The 24,695-nt window shown below is 69.9% G+C and carries 23 protein-coding genes; 15 read left to right on the top strand and 8 right to left on the bottom strand.

From position 1 onward, the window contains the following. Positions 1-16: 16 nt before the first annotated feature. The 3 genes from MET9862_RS03475 to MET9862_RS03465 form a co-directional block, all read right to left on the bottom strand. Entirely contained in the window at positions 17-2,230 is a 2,214-nt protein-coding gene (locus MET9862_RS03475; RefSeq protein ID WP_142581716.1) for a carbohydrate-binding domain-containing protein, read from the bottom strand. Positions 2,231-2,418: 188 nt separating this feature from the next. Continuing rightward, positions 2,419-3,708 (bottom strand): glycosyltransferase family 4 protein, encoded by a 1,290-nt coding sequence (locus MET9862_RS03470; RefSeq protein ID WP_142581715.1) that lies wholly within the window; start codon positions 3,706-3,708, stop codon positions 2,419-2,421. A gap of 37 nt (positions 3,709-3,745) precedes the next feature. After that, entirely contained in the window at positions 3,746-4,780 is a 1,035-nt protein-coding gene (locus MET9862_RS03465; protein ID WP_244612540.1) for a glycosyltransferase family 2 protein, read from the bottom strand. Positions 4,781-4,983: 203 nt separating this feature from the next. Here MET9862_RS03465 and MET9862_RS03460 point away from each other — a divergent pair, with 203 nt between their 5' ends. Then, complete coding sequence (locus MET9862_RS03460; protein WP_185156736.1) at positions 4,984-6,303, top strand: polysaccharide biosynthesis/export family protein; 1,320 nt, start codon at positions 4,984-4,986, stop codon at positions 6,301-6,303. An 83-nt stretch (positions 6,304-6,386) separates the two neighbouring features. On the opposite strand, the gene MET9862_RS03455 is transcribed toward MET9862_RS03460, so the two are convergent. From MET9862_RS03455 to MET9862_RS03445, 3 genes are all read right to left on the bottom strand, one after another. Continuing rightward, a complete protein-coding gene (locus MET9862_RS03455) occupies positions 6,387-8,552 on the bottom strand; it encodes a GumC family protein (RefSeq protein WP_142581713.1) in 2,166 nt (721 codons plus the stop codon). Between the two features lie 130 nt (positions 8,553-8,682). Next, entirely contained in the window at positions 8,683-9,378 is a 696-nt protein-coding gene (locus tag MET9862_RS03450) for a sugar transferase (protein ID WP_306438890.1), read from the bottom strand. Positions 9,379-10,017: 639 nt separating this feature from the next. Next, positions 10,018-10,854 carry a trypsin-like serine peptidase gene (locus MET9862_RS03445; RefSeq protein WP_142581711.1) on the bottom strand — a complete coding sequence of 279 codons (837 nt, stop codon included), beginning with the start codon at positions 10,852-10,854 and terminating at the stop codon, positions 10,018-10,020. Between the two features lie 356 nt (positions 10,855-11,210). On the opposite strand from MET9862_RS03445, the gene MET9862_RS03440 reads away from it, so the two are divergent. The 14 genes from MET9862_RS03440 to MET9862_RS03375 all read left to right on the top strand — a co-directional run bounded on the left by MET9862_RS03440 (position 11,211) and on the right by MET9862_RS03375 (position 23,259). After that, positions 11,211-13,094, top strand: coding sequence for a methanol/ethanol family PQQ-dependent dehydrogenase (locus tag MET9862_RS03440; protein ID WP_142581710.1), 1,884 nt, complete (start codon positions 11,211-11,213; stop codon positions 13,092-13,094). 134 nt (positions 13,095-13,228) lie between these two features. Further along, positions 13,229-14,125, top strand: a complete 897-nt coding sequence (gene moxJ / locus MET9862_RS03435) for a methanol oxidation system protein MoxJ (RefSeq protein WP_142581709.1) — start codon at positions 13,229-13,231, stop codon at positions 14,123-14,125. Positions 14,126-14,157: 32 nt separating this feature from the next. Continuing rightward, a complete protein-coding gene (gene moxG / locus MET9862_RS03430; protein WP_142581708.1) occupies positions 14,158-14,748 on the top strand; it encodes a cytochrome c(L), periplasmic in 591 nt (196 codons plus the stop codon). A gap of 61 nt (positions 14,749-14,809) precedes the next feature. After that, positions 14,810-15,091: a methanol dehydrogenase [cytochrome c] subunit gene (locus MET9862_RS03425; RefSeq protein WP_142581707.1), complete on the top strand. Its 282-nt coding sequence runs from the start codon at positions 14,810-14,812 to the stop codon at positions 15,089-15,091. A gap of 48 nt (positions 15,092-15,139) precedes the next feature. Next, positions 15,140-16,174, top strand: coding sequence for an AAA family ATPase (locus MET9862_RS03420; RefSeq protein ID WP_142581706.1), 1,035 nt, complete (start codon positions 15,140-15,142; stop codon positions 16,172-16,174). Beyond that, positions 16,171-17,040 carry a DUF58 domain-containing protein gene (locus MET9862_RS03415; RefSeq protein ID WP_142581705.1) on the top strand — a complete coding sequence of 290 codons (870 nt, stop codon included), beginning with the start codon at positions 16,171-16,173 and terminating at the stop codon, positions 17,038-17,040. Before MET9862_RS03420 ends, MET9862_RS03415 begins: the two co-directional genes overlap by 4 nt. A 3-nt stretch (positions 17,041-17,043) precedes the next feature. Next, complete coding sequence (locus tag MET9862_RS03410) at positions 17,044-17,952, top strand: nonribosomal peptide synthetase MxaA (RefSeq protein WP_142581704.1); 909 nt, start codon at positions 17,044-17,046, stop codon at positions 17,950-17,952. Next, positions 17,949-19,001, top strand: a complete 1,053-nt coding sequence (locus MET9862_RS03405; RefSeq protein ID WP_142581703.1) for a vWA domain-containing protein — start codon at positions 17,949-17,951, stop codon at positions 18,999-19,001. Before MET9862_RS03410 ends, MET9862_RS03405 begins: the two co-directional genes overlap by 4 nt. Positions 19,002-19,097: 96 nt before the next feature. After that, on the top strand, positions 19,098-19,679 hold the full coding sequence (locus MET9862_RS03400) for an MxaK protein (RefSeq protein WP_142581702.1): 582 nt from the start codon (positions 19,098-19,100) through the stop codon (positions 19,677-19,679). Positions 19,680-19,726: 47 nt separating this feature from the next. Next, positions 19,727-20,665 carry a vWA domain-containing protein gene (locus tag MET9862_RS03395; RefSeq protein WP_142581752.1) on the top strand — a complete coding sequence of 313 codons (939 nt, stop codon included), beginning with the start codon at positions 19,727-19,729 and terminating at the stop codon, positions 20,663-20,665. Positions 20,666-20,673: 8 nt separating this feature from the next. Continuing rightward, a complete protein-coding gene (locus MET9862_RS03390) occupies positions 20,674-21,219 on the top strand; it encodes an SRPBCC family protein (RefSeq protein ID WP_142581701.1) in 546 nt (181 codons plus the stop codon). Continuing rightward, positions 21,216-22,157: a YncE family protein gene (locus MET9862_RS03385; protein WP_142581700.1), complete on the top strand. Its 942-nt coding sequence runs from the start codon at positions 21,216-21,218 to the stop codon at positions 22,155-22,157. The genes MET9862_RS03390 and MET9862_RS03385 overlap by 4 nt, the downstream gene beginning before the upstream one ends. Further along, the gene (locus MET9862_RS03380; RefSeq protein ID WP_142581699.1) at positions 22,154-22,651 is read left to right on the top strand and encodes a hypothetical protein; all 498 of its coding nucleotides are present in this window, start codon (positions 22,154-22,156) and stop codon (positions 22,649-22,651) included. Before MET9862_RS03385 ends, MET9862_RS03380 begins: the two co-directional genes overlap by 4 nt. Beyond that, a complete protein-coding gene (locus MET9862_RS03375) occupies positions 22,648-23,259 on the top strand; it encodes a response regulator transcription factor (RefSeq protein WP_142581698.1) in 612 nt (203 codons plus the stop codon). The genes MET9862_RS03380 and MET9862_RS03375 overlap by 4 nt, the downstream gene beginning before the upstream one ends. A 25-nt stretch (positions 23,260-23,284) precedes the next feature. Here MET9862_RS03375 and MET9862_RS03370 read toward each other — a convergent pair whose 3' ends face one another. Then, positions 23,285-23,488, bottom strand: coding sequence for a SlyX family protein (locus MET9862_RS03370; protein ID WP_142581697.1), 204 nt, complete (start codon positions 23,486-23,488; stop codon positions 23,285-23,287). A 10-nt stretch (positions 23,489-23,498) separates the two neighbouring features. Beyond that, positions 23,499-24,647 carry a GGDEF domain-containing protein gene (locus MET9862_RS03365; RefSeq protein WP_142581696.1) on the bottom strand — a complete coding sequence of 383 codons (1,149 nt, stop codon included), beginning with the start codon at positions 24,645-24,647 and terminating at the stop codon, positions 23,499-23,501. Positions 24,648-24,695: the final 48 nt, after the last annotated feature.

Genomic DNA, 24,695 nt, shown 5'->3' with positions numbered 1-24,695 from the left:
GCCGCCACCGGACCGATCAGGCGCCGGTGCCGAAGACCAGGGTGCCGCTCGCGGCCATCACGGCGGCATTCGGATCGAGACGGTCCCAGCCCGCCGCAGCCATGTTCGAGACCACCGCGTCGAGCCCGTAGGCCGTGCCGTTGAGGTCGATCCCGGTGACGAAGAGGTTGCGGTCATTGAAAACCTTGTTGGCGACCGCGTCGTAGTAGGGGTTCTCGTTGCCGTCGTTCAGATAGGTGATCGTCACCTGATGCGGACCGGCGCCGAAATCGCCCTGGACGCTCACGTCCTGCCACTGGCCGGCGGCATGGTCGGCGGTCACGTCGAAGGGCCCGCCGACCGACGTGCCGTCGACGCTCACCACGAATTGCGGCGCCCCGTTCCAACTGTCCCCCGAGATGTGGATGGTGAGCGTGTCCTGACCGGGCGCGGTGACCGGTGCCGTAGGCGTCGTTGGCAGGGGCGTCGTGGGCGACGAGGTGCCGGGCGTCGCAGCGCCGGTGCCGAAGACCAGGGTGCCGCTCGCCGCCATCACGGCGGCGTTCGGATCGAGGCGGTCCCAGCCCGCCGCGGCCGCATTCGAGACCACCGCGTCGAGGCCGTAGGCCGTGCCGTTCAGCGCGATCCCGGTGACGAAGAGGTTGCGGTCGTTGAAGACCTTGTTGGCGACCGCGTCGTAGTACGGGTTCTCGTTGCCGTCGTTCAGATAGGTGATCGTCACCTGATGCGGACCGGCGCCGAAATCGCCCTGGACGCTCACGTCCTGCCACTGGCCGGCGGCATGATCGGCGGTCACGTCGAAGGGGCCAGCGACCTGGGTGCCGTCGACGCTCACCACGAATTGCGGCGCGCCGTTCCAGCTGTCGCCCGAGATCCGGATCGTCAGCGTGTCTTGTCCCGCGGCCGGTGCCGTCGGCGTAGTGGGGGTGGCGGGTGTCGTGGGCAGGGCCGGCGTCGTGGGCGGATCGATCGGCGTCACGGTGCCGCCCGCCGTCCCGAAGATCAGCGTCCCGTTGGCGGCCATCACGGCCGCGTTGGGGTCGAGGAGGTCCCACCCCACGGAGGCCGAGTTCGAGACGACCGATCCCAGCCCATAGGACGTGCCGTTCAGCGCGATCCCGGTGACGAAGAGGTTGCGATCGTTGAAGACCTTGTTGGCGGCTGCGTCGTAGTAAGGGTTCTCGTTGCCGTCGTTGATGTAGGTGACCGCCACCTGATGCGGGCCGGCGCCGAAATTGCCCTGAACGGTGACGTCCTGCCACTGGCCGGCGGCGTGGTCGGCATCGACGCTGAAGACCTGGCCCAGCGGCGTGCCGTCGACGCTCACCACGAATTTCGGCGCGCCGTTCCAGCTGTCGCCCGAGACGCGGATCGTCAGGGTGTCGGGCTTGGCAGTGGGCGGGGGTGGGGTGACGTTCGATGCGGACGCCCCGTACAGGCCGCCCGTATCGGCCCCGTCGGGGGAGGACACGGTCTGGAGTGCGACCGCCGTCGCGGATGGATCGGCAGAATAGACGCGGATGTAGTCCACCGACATCGTCTTCACGCTGTCGGTGATGCCCTCGATGCCACGCGTGATCGCGAGGTTGACCAGCGGATACATCGGCCCGTGCATGTCGGACGGGGTCGCGACCTGCCCGACCGGGTTGCCGTCGTAGAAGAAGGTGATCGTGCTCGCCGTCCAGAGGGCGCCGAAGGTGTGATAGCCGGCCGACAGGGTGGGCTGGTTCGACCAGATCGTCTGGTGTGTCGGCTGGCCCGTCTCACCGGTATGGATCGTGTTCGTCAGGGCGGTCGGATCGGCCCCATAGGCCTCGACGATGTCGATTTCCGGCGGCCAGACCCCGTCCGCGTTGAGAAGCCAGAATCCCGGCCACGCTCCGGTCTCGGCCGGAAGCTCGGCCCGCATCTCGAAGTAGCCGTAGGTCTGCGAGAAGCTGTTCGAGGCCTGGAGCAGCCCGGACGTCCACAGACCCGGATAGACGAGGTCGGCCACCGCCCCGGTGGCGGGCGCGGCCTGGATCTGGAGCGCCCCGTTGACGATCTGGAAAGGCTGCACGCCGGTCGATGGATCGACAAAGGCCGATTGACCGAAACCGATATCGACGCCCGGCCGCAGGATCGAGCCGGGACGCGTGCTGGCCCAGACAGTGCCGCTGCCGGTGGCGGACACGCTGAGTTGGTTGAACTCGTCGTCGAAGGTCAGGCGGTAGCCCGTCAGATCGACCATCGGCAATCCCCCAGCAACGGCCGCATCGCGGCAAGATTCCGGCCTCTCCGGGCAACGGATCGCATGCCGACCGCATGCATCCGCCCGAACGGAGCCGTGACATACCGAGAACAGGAGGAGGCAATAGTTAAGGATTTATTATCGCGATCTTTGCCAAGCCTGAGGCGTCCGGCATCGACCTGACGGTGTCAGGATTTTCCTGGCACCGCAGCCGCAAGCGCTTTCGCGCGGCTTCCCGGCGTGACCGGCGATGCATGGGTACGCGCGGCGGCGAGTTTGGCTCGATAGAGGGCGAGCAGATGATCGCACCACGTCTCGGGCATCGGCGCGAGGTCGCGAGCGCGGTGGAAGCCGGACTCGCTCATCCAGCGCACCTGCAGGTCGTCCCCTGCGAGGCGCTGCATCTGGGCCGCGAGGCCCGCGCGATCGTCCGGGTCGCAGGCTTCGCCGCAACCGAGATCGACCACCTCCTGCGCGATCAGGGCGTGGCGCGAGACCAGGACGGGCAATCCACTCATGACCGCCTCGAGCGTGACGAGGCCGAAGGTCTCGCGCCAGCGCGTCGGCACCACGAGGAGGCGGGCCTCCTCCGCCAGGACCGCGATCTCCGCCGGGCTGCGCCACCCCATCAGACGGGCCTCCGGGTAGTCCCGGGCGAGTTCGGCCCGCAGCGGCCCGTCTCCCACGATGCGGAGAGGCAGCCCCGCCTCTCGGGCGGCAGCCGCGACCACATCGACGCCCTTGTCGCGCTCGAGCCGGCCGACGAAGAGGATCTCCCGGTTGCCCTCGGCCCGGACCCGCTCGCTGCGCCAGGGCACGACGGGATTGCGCAGGACGGTGACCCGGTCGGGACCGATCCCGCCGCGGGCGAGATAGGGTCGCATGCCCTCGTGGACAGCCACGACGGTGGCGGGACCGCGCGCCAGATCGATCGATGCGCTGCGGATGGCCTGGCGCCCGACCCGCCAGAGCTTGTGCGCGTAATGGCGCCTGTCGCAGTTTGTCGCGACGCAGCCCAGCGAGAGCGGCACCCGCTCGCAGACGCTGCCGTTGCGGAAATCGAACTGGCCGCCGTTCGGGCAGACCAGAAAGTAGTCGTGCGCCGTCATCACCAGCCTTTCGGCCACGCGGCCGAGCGCCGTGAAGGCGGCGGGCGAGAGCACCTTGTGCCAGTTGTGCAGGTGGTAGACCGTGCCGGGCGTGTCGTGCCGGGCGATCCACGCCTCGATGAAGTGACGGGCGGAGCGGCTGTAGAGGCCGCGCAGAGCCGCCGCGCCCCGGCCACCCTCGAGAAGCGCACGTCCGCCCAGGGAATGCAGGTCCAGACCGGGCAGATCGAGCCCGGGGTCGGTGCTCCCGTTGAGCAGCGTCACCGGCACGCCCCGCGCGCTGAGCATGCGCCCCGAACGCAGCGCGATGCCCGCCGCCCCGCCGCTCTCCACGGCGTCGTCGCTGATCACCACCACGCGCTCGATCATCTCCGGCTCCTCGGCTGGCGTTTCGCGACGACGCGCGTCAGGTCAGGCTCTCGATACGCTCGGGGCGGAGCCGCCCGCGCAGCAGGTCGCCGAGGGCGGCGAGATTGCCGGCGACGCGCCCGCGCCGGTCGACATGCGGCTCGGGCCGGCCCAGCTTCAGCAGGTTCATCGCGACGTTGCGTCCCATCAGCCAGGCTGCCCGCCGCGCCGCGAAGCTGCCCTTGCGCACGAGATGAACGGGATTGGCGATCTGCGAGTAACCGAAGCAGAGGCCGGACTGGCGTCCGCCCTTCACGCCGAGATGGACGCCACGGGCGCCCTCGATCCGGGCGAGACGGCCGAACGCGGCCGCCTGGCGGCTGAAATCGACATCCTCCAGCCAGCCGTAGCGCGGCAGGCTCTCGTCGAAGCGCAGAGTTCCCGCGCGGACCGCCGCGAGGCGGAAGGCCATGTTGCAGCCATAGGCATTGTAGACGGACCTGACGGCGCTACCGGTCTGGGCCGGCCCGAGGGCGGCGAGGCGCAGATCGGCCTCGGCGAAACCGATGCCCGGTCCGGTGATCCCGTCCGCGATCACGACGCCGGTGGCGCCGACGAGCCCGGGATCCGTCAGGAACGCCTGCTCCAGCGCGGCGAGATAGTCCGCCTCCATCACGAAATCGTCGTCCAGGAAGCAGACGATATCGAAGTTGGCCAGGCGGTCGAGGATCGCGTTGCGCTGCCGCGTCAGACCGCGCGGGCCCGTCACGATCTCGGCGCCGAGGCGGGCGGCGTCCGGAGCGACGTCGTCTTCCGAGGGGGCGCAGACGATGATCGCGTCGGGCGGACGGCTCTGCCGGGCGATGCGGGCGAGGGTTTCGCCCATCACCGCAGGGCGCCCGGCCGTGGCGAGCCCGATGGCCATGCGGAGCCGGCCGGACCCGGTCGCCACGGCCTCGGACGGCTCCGAATCCGCAGGCCGGGGGATGAGCCCGTCGACCCAGGCGGCCACCTGTGCCCCACCGATCAGGCCGTAGATCCAGGCCCGGCCCGCGGCCGCGCCGAGCGCGCCGAGGACGATGTCCCGTGCCATGGAGTCACGCGCCGTCGGAGACTGCATCGGACGCAAATTGTCGTTCATTCCGCAACTCCGGATACAACAGCACGGTCGAATAAGCTGCGACAAAAGACAAAAAACCGAGGCAATATTACTGATAGCAGTTGACTTTACTATCCATATTCATCGATCATCGCTCTGTGATGCGCCAGGCCGCATCGGGACAGGAGGCCGGATCGATGAAGAACCCCGTTCTGAGCGCGGTGCTGACGGCGTCCGTGGCGGTCTCCGCGCTGGCGGCCTGCCTGGCGCCGGCTCAGGCCACGGAGGCCTACCGGCTCGGCGCCGAGGACCGAGTGCGCCTCCGGGTGAACGAGTGGCGGCCGGGCAAGGGCGAGACCTACGAGTGGAAGGCCTTCACCGGCGAGTTCACGGTGGATGCCGCCGGGCGCCTGGCGCTTCCCTTCATCGGCGCCGTCTCGGCCGCGGGCCGCACCACCGACGACATCGCGGCCGAGATCGGCGATCGCCTGCAGCGCAAGGCCGGTCTGCTGCAGCGGCCCGACGCGGCCGTCGAGGTGGCGCAGTTCCGTCCCGTCTACGTCGTCGGCCTGGTCGACAAGCCCGGCGCCTATCCCTACCGGCCGCAGCTGACCGTCCTGCAGGCCGTCGGCCTCGCGGGCGGGTTCTACCGGCCGCCCGAGATGGGCGTGCAGCGCCTCGCCCGCGAATCCGTGACCGCCCGCGGCGACCTCGCCGATATCCGCGTCGAGCAGATGGCCCTGGCCGCCCGCAGGGCCCGCCTCGAGAGCGAGATGAAGGACCTGCCCGCGATCACCTTCCCCGACGCGGTGACCCGCCAGCGCGCCCTCCCCGCGACGGCCGACGCGATGCGCGAGGAGCAGGCCCTGTTCGAGGCCCGCCGCGCCGCCCTCATCTCCCAGACCGAGGCGCTCAACCAAGCCAAGCAGCTCATCGCCGCGGAGATCGAGACCCTGCAGGCCAAGATCGTCTCCCAGGACCGCCAGATCGGCCTCGCCCGCAAGGAGCTGGAAGGCATCATCGCCCTGGTCCAGAAAGGGCTCTCGATCAGCCCCCGGCAGCTCGCCCTGGAGCAGACCGTCGCTCAGATGGAGAGCACCCGGCTCGACCACGTGCTCGCCATGTCGCGGGCGCGGCAGGACATGTCCAAGAACGACCGGACGCTGCTCGACCTGCGCAGCCAGCGCCAGAGCACGGTCCTCAGCGACCTGCGCGAGACCCAGACCAAGCTCGCCAAGCTCGACGAGCGCGCCGAGACCCTGACGCGGCTGATCAACGACAGCGAGGTGGTCGCCCCGCGGATGATGGCCGAGGCCCGCACCTCGCGGCGGCGCAGCGCCGTCTTCCTGATCGTGCGTCAGACCGCGGAAGGCCCGCGCGAGATCGCGGCTTCCGAGGGCGACGCGCTGATGCCGGGGGACGTGGTGAAGATCGACGGCGAGGCCGAGACCGGGCGCAATGCGGAGCCGCAGGGCGAGCCGCGGACCGGAGGCCGCCTGAGCAGCCTCACCCCCTGACACGGCCGGAACCGCCGCGGCCTCGGCCACGGCGGTCCGGTTCGGGGGCAGGCTCCGGCCGAGGCGCATGGCGACAGATCCCCTCAGATCGAGCGCGAGACCGCGGCGAGGTCGCGGGCCTTGTTGAGGATCGCCCCGAAGAGGTGGGCCTGGGCCCCGTCGATCGAGGCGGCGGCCTCCGCCAGCGCGCCGGCCTCGGTCTCGCCCCAGGCCGTCACCAGGACGAGCCCGTCGAGGAGCCGGCAGACGGCGCGCACATCCATCGCCTCGCGCATGGCGGTCAGGTCGAGGACCACCACGTCGTAGGAGGCGGCAAGCTCAGCCAGCAGGGCGTGCATCTGCCGCGAGCCGAGGACGTCGCTCGAATTCGGCAGGCGGTCCTTGGTCACGAGCGGGAGCAGGGCGAGGTTCTGCACCCCGGTCGGACGCGTCATGTCCCGGCCCTCGCGCAGCATCTCGAGGAACCCGGCCGCCGCCGCGGGAGCGTGGACGCGGGTCAGGGCGGCGTCGAGGAAGTCGGCATCGATCAGCAGCGTGCGGCAATTGGCCTGCGCGTAGAGCGCGGCGAGGTTCAGCGCGACGCTGCTCTTGCCCTCGCCCGTCGCGATCGAGGCCACGCCCACGGTCTGGGTGACGCGTCCCTCGCAGGCTGTGTCGATGCGGATCTTCACGCCGCGCAGCGCCCGGCTGAAGGCCGAGAAGGGCCGCTCGATCACCTCGAAGCCGAGGGGGCCCGGGCCCGCGCCCTTCACGAGGGGGATCATGCCGAGGCACTCGATGCCGGCCTCGCCCTCGAGATCGGCCGGGTCGCGCACGCTGCGGTCGAGATGGCTGCGCGCTGCAGCGATCATCAGCCCGCCGAGCAGGCCGAAGGCGCCGCCGAGCGCGAGGATGAGCTTGGTCCGTGGGCTGCTCCGATCGAGCGGCACCATGGCTTTGGTGACGATCCGGGCGCTGGAGACCGGCAGCGTCTCCTTCTGCGCGGTCTCGGTGAGCTTCTCGAGCAGGTTCTGGTACATCTTGCGGTAGCTCTCGGCCTGGGCCTCGAGCTCCGACAGGGTGACCTTGGCCTGGCGGCGCTGCTCGATCTCCCCGATCAGGGTGCGCAGCTCCGCCTTCAGGGCGCGCTCGCGCCCGCGCGCCACCTCGTAGTCGCTGAGATAGGTCTGGCCGATGCGCTTCATCTCGGTCGCGACCTCGGCCTCGATCTGCACGACTTCGCGGTGGGCGGTGACGACGGCCTCGTGGTCGGGCCCGTAGCGCTCACGCAGCTCCGCCTCACGCTGCACTGCGTCCTGCTGGCGCTGGCGCAGGTTGGTGATGACGGGGTTGTTGAGGGCCTCACCGACGGCGGCGCTGCCGGCCGCCTCTCGCCCGACGACCCCGACGCGCTCCAGCCGCGCCGCCGCCTGCATCGTCTGGGCCCGCGCCGTGACGAGCTGGCTGTTCATCTCGCTGAGCTGCTGCTCGATCAGCAGGCTGTCGCCGGCGGTGACGAGATCGTTGCGGGTCTTGAAGGTCTCGACCGCGCGGGCGGCCTCGTTCAGCGTGCCGCGCAATTCGACGATGCGGGCACGCAGCCAGTCGACGCCCTGACGCGCCGAGTTCGATTTGGCCGAGTACTGATCGCGCAGATAGGCGTCGGCATAGGTATTGGCGATCGCGGCGGCGAGATCCGGCCGGTAGGCCCAGGCGGAGACCTCGATCACGTAGGATTGGCCGACGCGGCGCACGCCGACCCGCTTTCCGAGCGCCGCGACGGTGGTGCGCAGGCGCCGCGTCGACTCGGCGGCCGGGTCGGCGCCGAGATCGGCAGCGCCCTCGGTCTTCGTCTCGCCCCGGGTCTCCGCCTTGCCCTCGTCCTTGGCCGGTGCGTCCCGCGGGACGAATTCGGGATCCTGCTGGAGATTCAGGCCGGCCACCACGTCGGCGGCGAGCCGCTCGGAGCGGAGCAGCTCGACCTGGCTCTCCACCTGCGCGTTGTCGAGGGTCAGGTCGAGCATGCCGGGCTCGAACCAGAGCAGTTGCTGCTGCTTCTGCGGCTCGATCAGGAGCTGGACCGTCGAGACGTAGGTCGGCACGCTGAGCCAGCAGAACAGGGCCGCCGCGGCGAGACAGACGACGACCGTGACGCCGATCGTCGTGACGGAACGCCGCAGGGCCGTCCGCAGGCTGCGCAGGCTCAGCTCCCTGCTGGTCGCCCGCTCTTCCTGCGGGGCCGGGACGCGCGCCGTGTTCGCCTGAAGCATACTGCACCTGCCGGGATGGGTGACGGATCCCGGGCAGCGCTCCCCGGCGCCTCGGGCGCCGTCGCTGCCGGGGAGAACGGGGCTCGACGCTCAGGAGGGCCGGACCTTGCAGGTCCGCCGCGCCTGCCGGTCAGTAGACACCCCGGGAATTCAGCACCGCGGGCACGGTCTTGAGCATGATCCGGATGTCGCCGCCGAGCGACCAAGTGCGCACGTATTCTCGGTCGAGCAGCACGCGGTGCTCGTAGCTCACGTCGTTGCGCCCGCTGCACTGCCACAGGCCGGTGAGACCGGGCCGCACGGACTTGTACTCGACGATGCCGCCGCCGTAGCGCGGGATCTCAGCCGCGACGATCGGCCGGGGCCCGACGAGGCTCATCTCCCCCCGCAGGATGTTCAGGAGTTGCGGCATCTCGTCGAGGCTGGTCTGGCGCAGGATGCGACCGAGGGGAGTCACCCGCGGATCGTCCTTGAGCTTGTGGGTCGCCTTCCACTCCAGCATCGCGGCCGGGTCGGCTGCGAGGTGGCGGCTCAGGGCAGCATCGGCATCCTTCACCATGGTGCGGAACTTGAAGCAGGGAAAGGGCACGCCGCCGCGGCCGATGCGCGGGTGGCGGATCAGGATCGGGCGGCCCTGCATCACCAGGATCGCGAGGGCGATCATCAGGATCAGCACGCCGAGGAGGACGATGGCGGTGGCGGCGACCGTGATGTCGAACACGCGCTTGGCCCGCAACGCGTGGGAGGTATCGAGCGCGGGAAAGGTCTGGAGCCGGGAAACGGGAGCGTCGGAGGGAGAAGTCTGCGCGGACAGTTTTCTGAGCAAGGAAGCCTCCTGGTCACCTGCCGACGCTTGCACGAAGCCCCGGCGCTGAAGCGCGTCGTGGTGGCTCATGGTCACGAATCAGCCCGCACAGTGCCGGAGGCAGCATGCGGGCCCTGCCATTATTCTTGTCACTCCCTGCGCGATTACAGGTAGTCTGGCTGTATCGGCTCGTTGTTAACCGCGCTGGCTCATTGGTTAAGGCAAAATTAATACCTGAGCTACCGGAGCGGCGCGCGCGCACCGTCGGGCTTTTGTCAGGGCTGTCAGGTTTTACCCCACAGCTCACAACGTCTTGATGGGCGGAACGGGTCGATCCCACGACGGCGGTAGGTGGGGCGCCGCTCCGGAACCGGCCGGGATGCGGGTGCCGACGGGACGCGTCGCTGGAGCCGGTCCCGATCACGTTGCAACCGGGAATGGCTCTACGCTCCTGCTTTGATGCGCTCTCTTTCGCCGAACCGGCATCCACTTCGGCGGAGAGCGCTCCAAGGCCATTCCGGCATGAGCATGCGCATGGATGCAGGCTCGAGATCCATCCGAGCGGCCTCTCAGACGTTCGGGACGCGATGCGCGGACGGGACGCGGGCGGCCTCACTCAGCCCGGCGATCCGCCGATAAGGGGCTTCGACGTCTGGCCACTCAGCGCGACACCGCGGCCCGGATCGCAGTGAGCAGCTCGCCCTCGAACAGCAGGGCGGAGCCGTAATGGAACTCCGCATCAAAGGGACGCCGGGAATTCATCGAGAGCGAGGCGCTCTGCAACGCAACGAGCCGGCCGCTCTCATCGAAGAGGCCCGACCCGGACCCGCCATAGCCGTCGTTGCAATCGTGCCGGACACGGCGAATGGCGTCCTCGCTCGGACTGTCGATCTGCCGGATCGTGCAGGATTCGAGGCTGCTCGCGCCCCGGTAGTTCTCGTGGCCTGCGGGCGACACCATCGTGACCGGCAGGGCCGCCGGCCCGGTCGGGAGGTCGGGCGGCTCCGGGACGGGCTGGGGACGCGCGTTCTCGACCGGGCCGTCGAGGCGCAGGAGCGCCCAGTCGTCGGTGATGTGCAGGCTCTGCGATCCCGGTGCCGTGCCGAGTCTCAGGGAGGACGCGATGAAGGTGTAGTTCCGGCCGTCTATCTGGAAATAGCAATCCGTGACCGGTCTGGTGACGGCGAGGCGGCGGTCGCGGAAGTTGTGGGCGTTGAGCACCACGAGGTCCGGCACGCCGACGAGCCAGGCCGCAGCGGCCTTCTGCGGCACGCCGTCCGGCCGCCGGCACCAGAGCACGCCCGCTCCGGGGAAGCGCCGGTGATCGTCGCCGCTCATCTCGTGTCGCCCGTCCCGGGGATAGAGCGCGGCCTCACGGGTGCGCGCCTTCGCCTCGGCTGGGGTCGGCATCAGCCGATCGGGGGGCGCGAGGAGGCCGAGCGCCGCGAGACCGATCCCGCACCAGGACGCCGGCCCGCGCGCGCGCTCTGCCCACATCGTTTCGCCCCCGCGATGCGGCGCGGCGCATCCACGCCCACCGTTCGCACTGTGTTGCGCCACCGGCCCCGCCGGGGTCAAGGCCCCCGATGCGGATGCGCAAAGTACTCACTCGAATTGCCGGATATTCCCGGTGAAAAATGACCGATGCCCTAAAGACATCGACCGGCCGTTGGTTCTAGAAATACTGGGGACTGAGGCGGTAATAAGTGTCTCATAAGACAAGAACTAGCGGTTCTTTTCTTATATATCACACAGGGCTCGGATTGCTGCCGAGACTGCTTCAGGCTTCCGACGCTTAAGGTTCCGCGTGACCGCCCGGTCGAGAGACGGAACGAGACGGCAAGGAGACGCACATGAGTAGGCTTCTGAATTCGGTCTCGATGCTCGCCGTGATGGCCCTCGCGCCGCTTGCGGTCGGCACGGGCGCCCAGGCCAACGACAAGCTCGTCGAGATGTCGAAGAGCGAAGACAACTGGGTCATGCCCGGCAAGAACTACGACTCGAACAATTACAGCGAGTTGACTCAGATCAACAAGGACAACGTCAAGAACCTCAAGGTGTCTTGGACCTTCTCGACCGGCCTGCTCAACGGCCACGAGGGCGCCCCGCTGGTCGTGGGCAACAAGATGTACATTCACACCTCCTTCCCGAACAACACCTTCGCCCTCGACCTCGACGATCCGGGCAAGATCCTCTGGCAGGACAAGCCGAAGCAGAACCCGGCCGCGCGCGCCGTGGCCTGCTGCGATCTCGTGAACCGCGGCCTCGCCTACTGGCCGGGTGACGGCAAGACCCCGGCGCTGATCCTGAAGACCCAGCTCGACGGCAACGTCGCGGCGCTGAACGCCGAGACCGGCGAGACGGTGTGGAAGGTCGAGAACTCCGACATCAAGGTGGGTTCGACGCTCACGATCGCTCCCTACGTGGTGAAGGACAAGGTGATCATCGGCTCCTCGGGCGCCGAGCTCGGCGTGCGCGGCTATCTGACTGCCTACGATGTGAAGACCGGCGAGCAGAAGTGGCGCGCCTATGCCACCGGGCCCGACAAGGACCTGCTCCTCGCCGACGACTTCAACATCCGGAATGCCCATTACGGCCAGAAGGGCCTCGGCACCGCGACCTGGGAGGGCGATGCCTGGAAGATCGGCGGCGGCACCAACTGGGGCTGGTACGCCTACGACCCGGGCACGAACCTGATCTACTTCGGCACCGGCAACCCGGCACCATGGAACGAGACCATGCGTCCCGGCGACAACAAGTGGACGATGACCATCTTCGGCCGCGACGCCGACACGGGTGAGGCCAAGTTCGGCTACCAGAAGACGCCCCACGACGAGTGGGACTACGCCGGCGTCAACGTGATGATGCTGTCCGATCAGAAGGACAAGGACGGGAAAATGAGGAAGCTCCTCACCCATCCCGACCGCAACGGCATCGTCTACACGCTGGACCGGACGGACGGCTCTCTGGTCTCGGCGAACAAGATCGACGACACCGTCAACGTCTTCAAGTCGGTCGATCTGAAGAGCGGCCAGCCGGTGCGTGATCCGGAATACGGCACCCGGATGGACCACCTCGCCAAGGACATCTGCCCCTCGGCGATGGGCTACCACAACCAGGGCCACGATTCGTACGATCCGAAGCGTCAGGCCTTCTTCATGGGCATCAACCACATCTGCATGGATTGGGAGCCCTTCATGCTGCCCTACCGGGCGGGTCAGTTCTTCGTCGGCGCGACGCTGAACATGTATCCGGGCCCGAAGGGTGACCGGCAGAACTACGAGGGACTTGGCCAGATCAAGAGCTACAACGCGATCACCGGCAAGTTCAACTGGGAGAAGATGGAGCGCTTCGCGGTCTGGGGCGGCACCACGGCCACGGCGGGCAACGTGGTGCTCTACGGAACCCTCGACGGCTTCATCAAGGCGCGCGACTCCGACAACGGCGACCTCCTCTGGAAGTTCAAGCTGCCGTCGGGCGCGATCGGCTACCCGATCACCTACAGCCACAAGGGCACGCAGTACGTCGCCATCTACTACGGCGTCGGCGGCTGGCCGGGCGTGGGCCTCGTGTTCGACCTCGCCGACCCGACGGCGGGCCTCGGTGCGGTGGGCGCCTTCAAGAAGCTCGCCAACTACACCCAGATGGGCGGCGGCGTGGTGGTGTTCTCGCTCGACGGCAAGAGCCCCTACGACAACCCGAATGTCGGCGAGTACGAGCAGCACGCCGGCAAGTAAGGCACATCCTCGACCCCGCCGGCCGGCGGCCGGCGGGGTCACCCTTGAGACGCGCCGGACAACGCTGACACCGGGCACGCCATGCCCTGCGGCCGCGCGCATCAGAACATTCCCGAGGAAACGGAATACCAGCCATGTCGCGCGTCACCGGACGACATTGCGCGGCCGTCCCGGCCGCCCTCCTGATCGCTCTGGCGAGCCTCGGCGGCCCGGCCGCCGCGCAGGAACCCGCGGCTCAGGACGGCCGCCAGCCGGCCAAGGAGCAGCCCGCCGATCCAAATGCCCTGCGGATCTGCGCGGCCGAGCAGCCGCCGCTCTCGCTGAAGGACGGGTCCGGACTGGAGAACAAGATCGCCGTCGCGGTCGCCGAGGCGATGGGGAGGAAGCCCGTCTTCGTCTGGTCGGGCAAGCCCGCGATCTATCTCGTCCGCGACGGGCTCGACAAGAAGACCTGCGACGTGGTCGTCGGCCTCGACAGCGATGATCCGCGGGTCCTCACCACCAAGCCCTATTACCGGGCCGGCTACGTCTTCCTGACTCGGGCCGACAAGGACCTCGACATCAAGTCCTGGTCCGATCCGCGCCTCAAGGAGATCGGCCACATGGTGGTCGGCTTCGGCACGCCGGGCGAGGCGATGCTCAAGGATATCGGGCGCTACGAGGAGGACATGGCCTACCTCTACTCGCTGGTGAACTTCCGCGCGCCGCGCAACCAGTACACCCAGATCGACCCGGCCCGGATGGTCTCGGAGGTCGCCACCGGAAAGGCCGATGTCGGCGTCGCCTTCGCGCCGGATGTCGCCCGCTACGTGCGGGATTCCACCGTGCCCCTGCGCATGACGCCGGTGCCCGACGACACCAAGCGCAGCGATGGCCAGCCCATGCGGCAGAGCTTCGACCAATCGATGGGCGTGCGCCGGGACGACACCGCTTTGCGCGACGCCCTCGACGCGGCGCTGGTGAAGGCCAAACCCCAGATCGCCGCCCTCCTCAAGCAGGACGGCGTGCCGACCATCCCCCCTTCGAACTGATCCCCTCGCGCGAGAGCGACCCGGAAAACCGCATGATCAATACCAAGAAAACGCTCGCTGCCGTCTTCGGTCTCTCCGTCGTCGGCGCCGGTCTCGCCGCGGTGGCTCAGCCGAGCGGCGGCCCCCAGACGGGCATCGTCTTCCGCAACACCGTGACAGGCGAGGCCCTCGACACCAGCCAGGGTAAGGAAGGCGGTCGCGATACGGAGGCGGTGAAGACCTTCTTCCAGACGGGCAAGAATCTCTACATCGACGACAAGTCCTGCCTGCGCAATGGCGAGAGCCTGTTCGCGACTTCCTGCTCGGGCTGCCACGGGCATCTGGCGGAGGGCAAGCTCGGCCCCGGCCTGAACGACAATTACTGGACCTATCCCGCCAATACCGAAGATGTCGGCCTGTTCTCGACCATCTTCGGCGGCGCCAACGGCATGATGGGCCCGCACAACGAGAACCTGACGCCGGACGAGATGCTGCAGACCATCGCCTGGATCCGGCATCTCTACACCGGTCCCGTCCGCGATGCCGTCTGGCTCAACGACGAGCAGAAGAAGGCCTACACGCCCTACAAGGAGGGCGAGAAGATCCCGCAGGACGCCAAGGGCCAGTGCAAGCCGCTGGAATAGGGGCCCGACGGGAAGCCGCGCGCCGTCGGCGCGCAAGAAGAACGCACAAGGAGGAAACCGCATGCGCACCCTGATCCTCGCCCTCGGCGCCAGCCTCGTCCTTGCCGGGCCGGCGCTCGCCTATGACGGCACCAAGTGCAAGGCGCCGGGCAATTGCTGGGAGCCGAAGCCGGGCTTCCCGGACAAGATCGCCGGCACGAAGTACGACCCCAAGCACGATCCGAAGGAGCTCAACAAGCAGGCCGATTCGATCAAGGCGATGGAGGAGCGCAACAAGAAGCGCATCGAGAACGCCAAGAAGACCGGCAAGTTCGAGTACGACGTCGCCAAGATCGCAAACTGAGTGCGACGCCGCGCGCCCGCCCTGTGCGGGCGCGCCACGGAGGTCATCATGAACGACATCCGCCGCGGCGACGCGATGCTCACCGACTGGCGCGCCGCCGCCCGCCGCTTCGAGGCGGCGCTGGCGGGCGCCGTGCTCGGCCAGGAGGCGGTGATCCGGCTCGTCACGATCGCGGTCTTCGCCCGGGGGCACGTCCTGCTGGAGGGCGATGTCGGCGTCGGCAAGACCACCCTGCTGCGCGCCGTCGCGCGGGCGATGGGGGGAGCTTATGAGCGCGTCGAGGGCACGGTCGACATGATGCCGACCGACCTCGTCTACCACACCTATCTCGGCGAGGACGGACGCCCGCGCATCGAGCCCGGCCCGGTGCTCGCAGCGTCCGAAGACCTCGCGATCTTCTTCTTCAACGAGATCAACCGGGCGCGGCCGCAGGTGCACGCCCTGCTCCTGCGCCTGATGGCCGAGCGCAGCCTCACCGCCTTCAACCGCGAGTACCGCTTCCCCCTCCTCCAGGTCTTCGCCGACCGCAACCGGGTCGAGCGCGAGGAGACCTTCGAGCTGCCGGCCGCCGCCCGCGACCGCTTCCTCATGGAGATCGGCATGGAGGCGCCGCGCGACGCCGCCACCCGTCGGGCCCTCGCTTTCGACCCGCGCTTCCACGACACCGACCGCCTCGTGGCGGGGATCGAAACCGGGATCCTCGATCCGGCGGCGCTCGCCGGCATCGCGGCGGCGATCCAGCACGGCGTGCGGGCGAGCGAGGCGATCGAGACCTACGTGGTCGCGCTCTGGGAGGCGTTGGTGCGCCCGCACGCGGCCGGCATCCGGCTTCCCGGCATCGACGACATGGCCGGGCTCGTCCAGGGCGGCGCCTCACCCCGCGGCGTCGCGGCCCTGGTACGCGCCGCCCGCGTCCGCGCCTGGCTCGAGGAGCGGGACTGGCTGGTGCCGGAGGATATCCGCGCCGTCTTCGCGCCGGTGATGGCCCACCGCGTCTTCCTCGAACCGATTCACGAGATGGGCCGCGCCGAGATCGTGCCTGCGCTCTGCCGGGCGCTGTTCGAGACGGTGCCGGCCCCGTGAGCGGCGAAGGCGCGGAGGCGGGCAAGGGCGCCGACATCATCTACCTGCCGCGCTGGCGCGCGCGCGGAAACCATGCCGGTGCCCATCGCGGCCGGGATGCCGGCGGCCCCGGCACCTTCAAGGATCAGGTTCCCTTCCTGCGCCTGCCGGACGCGCGCCGGCTCGACCTCCGCGCCTCCCTGCGCGATCCGTTCGAGGGGATCCACGTCCGCCGCTTCGAGGCGCGCGTCGCTGTCGAGGTCTGGGCGCTGGTCGATCTCTCGGCCTCGATGCGCTTCCGCGGCCTCGGCGACCGGATGGCGCTTGCGGGCGCCTTCTGCGAGAGCCTGGCGGCCTCGGCCACACGGATCGGCGACGGCTTCGGCCTGATCGCCTGCGATTCCGGGATCCGCGAGGAGTTCTCCCTGCCGGCGACGCGCAGCCGGGCCACCGCCGCGGCGGCCGCGGCCCGCCTCGGCGCGGCGATGCCAGCGGGGGCGAGCGCGGCGGGACTTCGCGCGGCAGCCGCCCGCATCGCGGGCCGGCCGAAGCTCGTCTTCCTCGTCTCGGATTTCCGCTGGCCGCCGCCCCTCCTCGAGCAGGTCTTTTCGGGGCTCGCCTTCCACGACCTCGTGCCCGTCCTCCTCGCGGATCCGGCGGAGGCGGAGGCGCTGCCGGACTGGGGCCTGATCGAGCTGGAGGATCTGGAGGGTGCGGGGACACGCCTCGTCCTGATGCGGCCGTCCTTGAAGAGGCGCTGGCTTGCGCGCGAAGCGGAGCGCACCGCCGCGCTCGGCCGCCTCGCCCGCCGGCACGGCCGCGCCCCGTTCCGGCTCGCGGAGCGCTTCGATCCCGCGGCCCTCAGCCGCCACCTGCTCGGAGGCTGACGCGTGCGCCCGCTGCTTGCCGGCCTGCTGATCCTGCTCGCCGCGGCGTCGGCCACGGCGCAGCCGCGCACCGTCGAGGTGCGGGTGCCGCGCACGTTCGGATATTTTCTCGGTGACCTCGTCGAGGCCATCGTCGAGGTCGAGACGGAGCCGGGCTTCACGATCCAGGCAGCCTCCCTGCCGCAGCCCGGACCGGTGACCTACTGGCTGGACCTGCGACGCGTGGAGACCGAGACGGCCGGCACGCGCCACCGCCTGCACCTGACCTACCAGACCTTCTACGCTGCCATCGACGCGCGGACCCTGGAAGTTCCGGGCTTTCCGCTCGTGCTGACGAGCGCCGACACCCACGGCGCCACCACGGCACCGATTCAGGTGCCGGCCTGGAATCTTGGCGTCTCGCCCATCCGCGAGGTCCAGCCGGCGCGACGCGCCGATCCGGCCGAGTACCTCCGGCCCGACGGCCAAGGCCCCCGCCTGGACCCCGCTCCGCCTCGCACCGCGGCGCTGGCGCTGGCGGCCCTCGCGCTTCCCGCCCTGCTGCTGCTCGCCCGCGATCGGGCCTGGTGGCCGTTCCGGCCGCGCCCGGCCCGCGCCTTTGCCGAGGCGGCCCGTCGTCTGAGATCCCTCGCCCGGCAGCCGGACAGCGAGGCCGGCTATCGCGAGGGGCTGCTGGCGCTCCACCGCGGCCTCGACGCGAAGGCCGGAAGCCGGCTGCTCGCCGACGACCTCGACGCCTTCCTCGGCCGCCACCCGGCCTACCGGCCGCAGGCCGACAACCTCGCCCGCTTCTTCGCGGCCTCGCGGCTCGCCTTCTTCGGCAACGCGGTGGCCGAAGCGCGGTGCCGGATGCCGCTTGCCGAGGCCGAGGCCACCGCCCGCCAGCTCGCCGTGGCGGAGCGCGCCGCGTGAGCGCGCTTCTCGCCGATCTCGTCCGGTTCGGAGCCGAGCGACCGACGCTGCTCTGGTTGCTGCCGCTCGCACTGCTGCCACTCGCCGCGACGCCGCGCCGTCGCACCCCGTTCGCTGATCTCGCCGCCGCGCCGCCGGACGCACTCTCGCGCGGGCTTGCCGCTGCGCTGGGCGCCGCCGGCTGCCTCGCAGTGGCGGCGCTCGTCATCGGCATCAGCGGTCCCTACCGGACGGGCGAGCGCATCACCCGGACGGGGATCGGGGCCGAAGTCTCGATGCTGATCGATCGCTCGGGCAGCATGAACGAGACCTTTGCCGGACGGCAGCCCTCGGGCGCCGAGGAATCGAAGGCCGCCGCTTCGCGCCGCATCCTCGGCGACTTCGTCGGGAGCCGCGCGCACGACCTCTTTGCCGTCACCGCCTTCTCGACGGCGCCGATGCTGGTCCTGCCGATGACCGACCGGCACGCGGCGGTGCGGGCGGCGATCGCCGCGATCGACAGGCCGGGTCTCGACTACACCAACGTGGCGCGCGGCCTCGCCCTGGCGCTCGGCCAGTTCGGTGCGGCGTCCGGGGATGCGTCGCGGGTGCTGCTCCTGGTCTCGGACGGGGCGGCGGTGATCGACCCCCGCGTGCAGGAGACCCTACGTGCCGCCTTCGCCAAGATCCGGCCGAATCTCTACTGGCTGTTTCTACGCACCAAGGGCTCGCCCGGCATCGCCGACAGGCCGGCGGGCGAGGACACGCCGCAGGCGGCACCGGAGCGCCATCTCGACCTGTTCTTCAAGAGCCTCGGCGTCCCCTACCGCGCCTTCGAGGCTGAGGGCCCGGAGGCCGTCGCCGCTGCGATCCGCGAGATCGAGGGGCTGGAGCGCGATCCCATCCCCTATGTCGAGCTCCGCCCACGGCGCGACCTCGCGGGCTGGGCCTACGGGCTCGCCGTATTCGGGCTGACCCTCCTGATCCTCGCCAAGCTGGCGGAAGTGGATCTCGCCCAAGGCCGAGCGGCCCCGCCGGCCCGTAGATCCGAGCGGAGGATGGCGGCGTGACGTGCCTCACCGCGAACTCGCTTCACAGGCCGCGCATCCCCACTCCCCGGCCGGTGGGGAGGGGGGAAGCTCGCGCCTTTTCGGAAGCAGGCCGCCATGCCCGCTGACACCTTCCATATCGCCTGGCCCCGCCTCCGGCCGGGTCTCCTCCTCGCCCTGCCCGTCCTGCTCCTCGCGGGGGCACTCGCGGGCGCCGTGCTGACCTGGCGGGCCGCGGCGGCGAACCGGGAGATCGCCGACCTCGAAGCAGGCCGGGATCGGCCGGTGGCGACCGACGCCCCGGCCCCACTCCTCCTCGCGCGCGTGCTGTACCTTGCCCATCGCGACGCCACCGAGGAGATGGAGCCCCTGGTCGCCGCCCTTGAGACCCGGGCGGCGCCGGCACTGCTCGCCCGTGCCCGCTACGCACTCGGCAATGCCCGCCTGCGCCGGGCCCTCGATCTGATCGAGCGCAGTCAGCTCGATCCGGCCGGCCCGCTCATCGTGCTCGCCCGGCAGGAGTATCGGCGCGCCCTCCAGGCCCGGCCGGATTTCTGGGACGCCAAGTTCAATCTCGATGTCGCCTCTCGCCTCATCCGCGACTTCCCCGAGGTCGACCGTCAGGTCGGCGACGAGCTGAAGGCGGAACCGAAAAAGATCTGGACGGACATTCCCGGCCAGCCGCGAGGGGCGCCGTGAAGACCCGCCTGCCCTGGCGGTGCAACCTTCGCGACGGGCGTTTCCGGATGCTTGCCGGCGCCATCCTGCTCGTGCTCACGGCTCTCGTGGTGCCACCGCTGCCGCTGACCCGCGATGGCGTCCAGGTGCTCGCCGTCGTCGACATTACCGGCAGCATGAATGTGCGGGACTATTCCGCAAGCGGTCAGCCGCAGAGCCGGCTGGAGGCAGCCAAGGCGGCTCTGCGCCATCTGCTCGCCGGCTTGCCCTGTGGATCGCGTTTCGCGCTCGGCCTGTTCACGGAGCGCCGCCCGTTCCTCCTCTTCGCCCCGGTGGAGGTCTGCGACGGCTTCGCCCCCATCGACGGCGCACTCGCTGCCCTCGACTGGCGCATGGCCTGGGAGGCTGACAGCCGCGTCTCCGCCGGCCTCTACCGTGCCGTGGAGATGGCGGCCGAGATCGGCACCGACCTCGTCTTCATTACGGACGGGCAGGAGGCTCCTCCGCTGCCACGCGGGCAGACCCCACCCTTCGAGGGCAGGCCCGGGGCGGTTCGGGGCTTGATCGTCGGGGCGGGCGGCTACGCGCTCGCGCCGATCCCGAAATTCAGCGACCGTGGCCGTGAGATCGGCTTCTATGCCGAGAGCGAGGTGCAGCAGGAGAACCGGTTCGGGCCGCCGCCGGCCGATGCCGAATCCCGCGAAGGCTACAACCCGCGCAATGCTCCCTTCGGCGCGGCTGCGGCGCAGGGCAGCGAGCATCTGTCCTCGGTGCGCGAGGATCATCTCAAGGACCTCGCGAACCGGACCGGCCTCGCCTACGCCCATCTCGACGGGCCGGCCTCCCTCGACGCTCCGCTGCGCGCCGCCGCGACGGCCCGGCCCGTGCCGGGCCGGTTCGATCTGCGGCCCTTCCTCGGCGCGACGGCCCTCCTCCTCGTGCTCGCGGCCTTCACGGCCGCCCCCTTCGGCGCCCTGAGCGGACGCCTGACTCCCCGAAAGGCTTGAGATACTGCATGCGCCTGATACGTCCCGCGTTGCTTCCGACACTCCTGTTCGCCGTCGCCGCCACGGCGGCGCTTGCCCACGGACCGACCCCGCAGAAGATCGAGCAGACCATCACCATCGCGGCGCCTCCGGCCGCAGTCTGGACGATCGTCGGCGATTTCGGCGGTATCGGCGCCTGGCATCCGGATGTGGCGAAGGTCGAGGCGACCGGCGGCAATGGCGAGGGCGCGAGCCGGAAGGTGACCCTGAAGGGAGGCGGCACTCTCGATGAAGGGCTCGACGAGTGGAAGGCCGACGGGATGACCTATTCCTACCGGATGAGCGAGCCCGACCTGAAGGCGCTGCCGGTCTCTTCCTATTCCGCCACGCTCACGGTGACGCCGGAGGGCGCGGGCTCGAAGGTCTCCTGGGCCGGGCGCTTCTACCGGGGCGACACCGGCAACGAGCCGCCTGAGGAATTGAGCGATGCCGCCGGGCGCGCGGCGATGGAGCGCTATCTCGGCGACGGGCTCAGGGGCCTGAAGGCGAAGGCCGAGGGGAAGACGGCGCCTTGAGACGGGCTCGCGCCTCGCTCCGGCCGGCGCTCGCGGCCGTCCTCGTCCTCCTGCCTCTCCGAGCGGGAGCAGCGGTCTACGTCGCGAGCCAGGATGGTGGCGCCCTGACGCGGGTCGATGTGCCGTCGGAGGCCGCACCCGTGGGGGCCGGGGCCGCCGCCCTCGCGGCCGCGCCTGACGGGACGCTCTACCTGACGCATCCCGACCAGCGCGCGATCAGCGCTGTGGAGGCTGGCACCGGCCGCGTGCTGCGGCGCCTGCCCTTCGCGGGCCAGCCCTTCGGCCTTGCGGTCTCCGAGGATGGGCGCGCGCTGTTCGTTGGCGATTGGCAGGGCGGCCGGCTCGTTCGGATCGATGCGCGGAGCGGGGCCGTCGAGGCAGAGATCGCCCTGGGGCCGGAGCCGGCGGGGCTGGTGCGTGACCGCGCTGGGCGCCTGTTCGTGGCCGAGCGCGGGAGCGATTCCGTCGCGGTCGTGGACGGCGCCACGATGACCCGGCTCGCCCGCATCGGCGTGGGACGGGCACCCTTCGCGCTGGCCTTATCGCCGGACGAGCGCCGCCTCTATGTCGGGAATGTCCGCAGCAACGACCTGACGGCGATCGACACGGCCGCACTGACGGCGCTCGCGACCCGCCCGGCCGGGCGCAGTCCCTACGGCGTGGCGGTGCAGGCCGACCTGATCCTGGTGACGAACCAGGAATCCGCCTCGGTCTCGGTCCTCGATGCGGACCTTGCTCTGCGGGCGACGATTCCGGTGGGCCGCTATCCCGAGGGGATCGCGGTCTCGGAGGGGCGCGCCTACGTGGCGAACTGGTTCTCGGACGACGTCTCGGTGATCGATCTCACGCAGATGCGCGAGGTGGCCCGCCGCACGGTTCCGGGTGGTCCGCGCGCAGCCCTGACGCTGCCAGCCGAGCCCGGTGGAGCCGCACGGTGAGGCGCGGGACCGTGCTCGGTCTCTTGACGGTCCTCCTCGCCGGTTGTGGCGAGGAGGCGCCGGAGCGCGAGCCCGGCACGGTGGCCGCGCGCAGCGACCGGCCGGCCGACGCTGCCGATTGGCTCGGCCCGACCGACACGACCGACCCGGCGCTCTGGCTCGCCCGACGGGCGGCCAGCGACGGGAGCATCGATCCGGCCGCTCTCGGCGGCCTCAAGGCGAACCTCGCCGCCGCGCGGCAGAGCTTCGTCGAGGATCCGCGGATGATCGCCAACCGGACGGCGCAGCTCGAGACGATGCTCGCCGAGATCGGCGCCGCCGAGGCGCCCGCCACCCTGATCGGCGACCTGACCGGGATCGCCGCCGCCAGCGGGCGCCGCCAGCTCTACGGCGAGTTGTGCCAGCATTACATCACCATTCGCCGCACCGGCCTGCCTCGGGATGCGGCCCTCGCGCGGCTGCGCGCGCGCTACACCGCGCAGGATCGGCCATGACGGGCGCCACGGCGATCCCGCCCGAGACGCGGGTGCTGATCGTGGACGATCACCCGATCGTGCGGCAGGGCATCCGGCGGATCCTCGAGGATGCCGGCGTGGCGAGCCTGTTCGAGGCGGCCGATCCGGTCTCGGGCTACCGGCTCTTTCATCGGACCCGGCCGGACGTCGCGGTGGTCGATCTTGCCTTCGCGGGCAACGGACTCGCCGGTCTCTCGCTGATCCGCCGCATGCGCGCGCTCGAGGCGAAGGCGCGCATCCTCGTCCTCAGCATGCATCGCGATCCCGTCATCGCGGCGCGCTGCCTGGAGGCCGGGGCCAGCGGCTTCCTGTTCAAGGACCTGCCGGTGCGCGATTTCCTGGAAGCCTTCGCCAGCATCCGCCGAAACCACCCCTACCTGCCCCATGATCTGGCGACGGCAATCGCAACGCATCATCAAGAGCGGCATAGCGCCCTGAACGCCCGAGAACTCCAGATCTATACTCTGCTCAATGATGGCAATAGCTACAGAAACATCGCCGACATTTTGTCGATCGGCTATCGAAGCGTCGTTAATTCCTGCGCATCCATCAGGAAAAAGCTCGAAATAGCGCGGCAGATTCCCTGACAGGATGCGGGTATTTCTGGCCCGATCAGTAATGCGGCGGCACCTCAGGGGCGCGGGGACCGGCGCGCTCGGTCAGAGTCTCCACCTGCTCCTGCATGGCAGCGACCTGGCGCGTCAGCCGATCGATCAGGCGCCACTGCTCGGTGACGACACGATTGAGGTCCTCGATCGTCACGTCATATTCGGTCAGGCGCATTTCCAGTCGCGTCAGCCGTTCGACCTCGTCCATCACTGCCTCGTCATGCCGCCTTCAAGGCGACGTCTGCCACCGCGATCCGATCGCGACCGCCGCGCTTGGCCGCGTAGAGTGCCGCATCGGCACGCCGCATCAAGAGGTCGAAGCGGATGCCGGATCCGCACGCGACGCCCGCGCTTGCGCGGAGGCGCAGGTCCGGCAGGTCGGCGACCCTGATGGCGGCGAAGGCCTGTCGCACACACTCGACCTGCGCGACAACTGCCTTCGGCTCGCGCGCGACCAAGAGGCAGCCGAACTCCTCGCCGCCGAGGCGGCCGAACAGCGCATCGGGCGGCAGCAGCGTGCACGCGACCTCACAGAACGCGATCAGCACGGTGTCGCCGATCCCGTGACCGTAGCTGTCGTTGATCGCCTTGAAGTGATCGAGATCGAACAGGACCAGAGTCAGCGGCCGTCCGGTCGCCGTCAGGGCCTCGGCGCGACCGAAGAATGCGCGGCGGTTGGCGACGCCGGTCAGCGAATCCGTCGATGCGGCGACGCGCTGGCGGTGCTCGGCGCGTTCCTTGGCCAGCGCCGTGAACAGGAAGGCGACGACCAGCGTGAACAGCATCGAGGCCAGGCACAGCACGGTGACCCAGGCCGAATCGAGGGGGCTTCGAAGTTCGGTCGGCGGTGCGAGGAGCGTGGCCGGGACGCGGATCGCATAGCAGGCCGCGTAGACGGTGAGGAGCAGCGCGGCCGGCCGGCGCGATGGCAGGGGCTCCCGTCCGCGAGGCCAGAGCATCAGCGCGCCGTGCCCGGTATAGATGGCGGCGATGGTCGAGGCGACGACGATCCGCGCCGCGATCGCCTCGTAGAAGGCCGGCACGAGACAGAGCACGACCCAGAGGGCGGCACCCGCGAAGGTCGCGACGGGACGGAACGCGCGCCCCTCGAAGCTGCGGATACCGCTCCAGATCAGCCCGTAGGCCGCGATCATCACGGTGTTTGAGAGCCCGATCGAGACGGCGTCGGGGATCTGCCCCCGCAGGGCGAGACCGGCCGACGCGACCGACCCTGCCAGATGCGCGATGCCCCAGACGAGCAGCGCCGGCATGTCGCGCGACTGACGCCAGGAAAGCAGAAACAGCAGGCCGACCAGAAAGGTCAACGCGAAGGTCACGATCAGCAGAGTCGTGATGTCGAGGCGCATCGCTCGCTTCTCAGCCCCTCATCACGATCATGACCGCAACAGCCGGAC

It is taken from the genome of Methylobacterium symbioticum, from assembly GCF_902141845.1.
Taxonomy (GTDB): domain Bacteria; phylum Pseudomonadota; class Alphaproteobacteria; order Rhizobiales; family Beijerinckiaceae; genus Methylobacterium; species Methylobacterium symbioticum.
The sequence above is the reverse complement of the archived record's forward strand: the minus strand, read 5'-3'. Positions and strand labels throughout refer to the sequence as shown.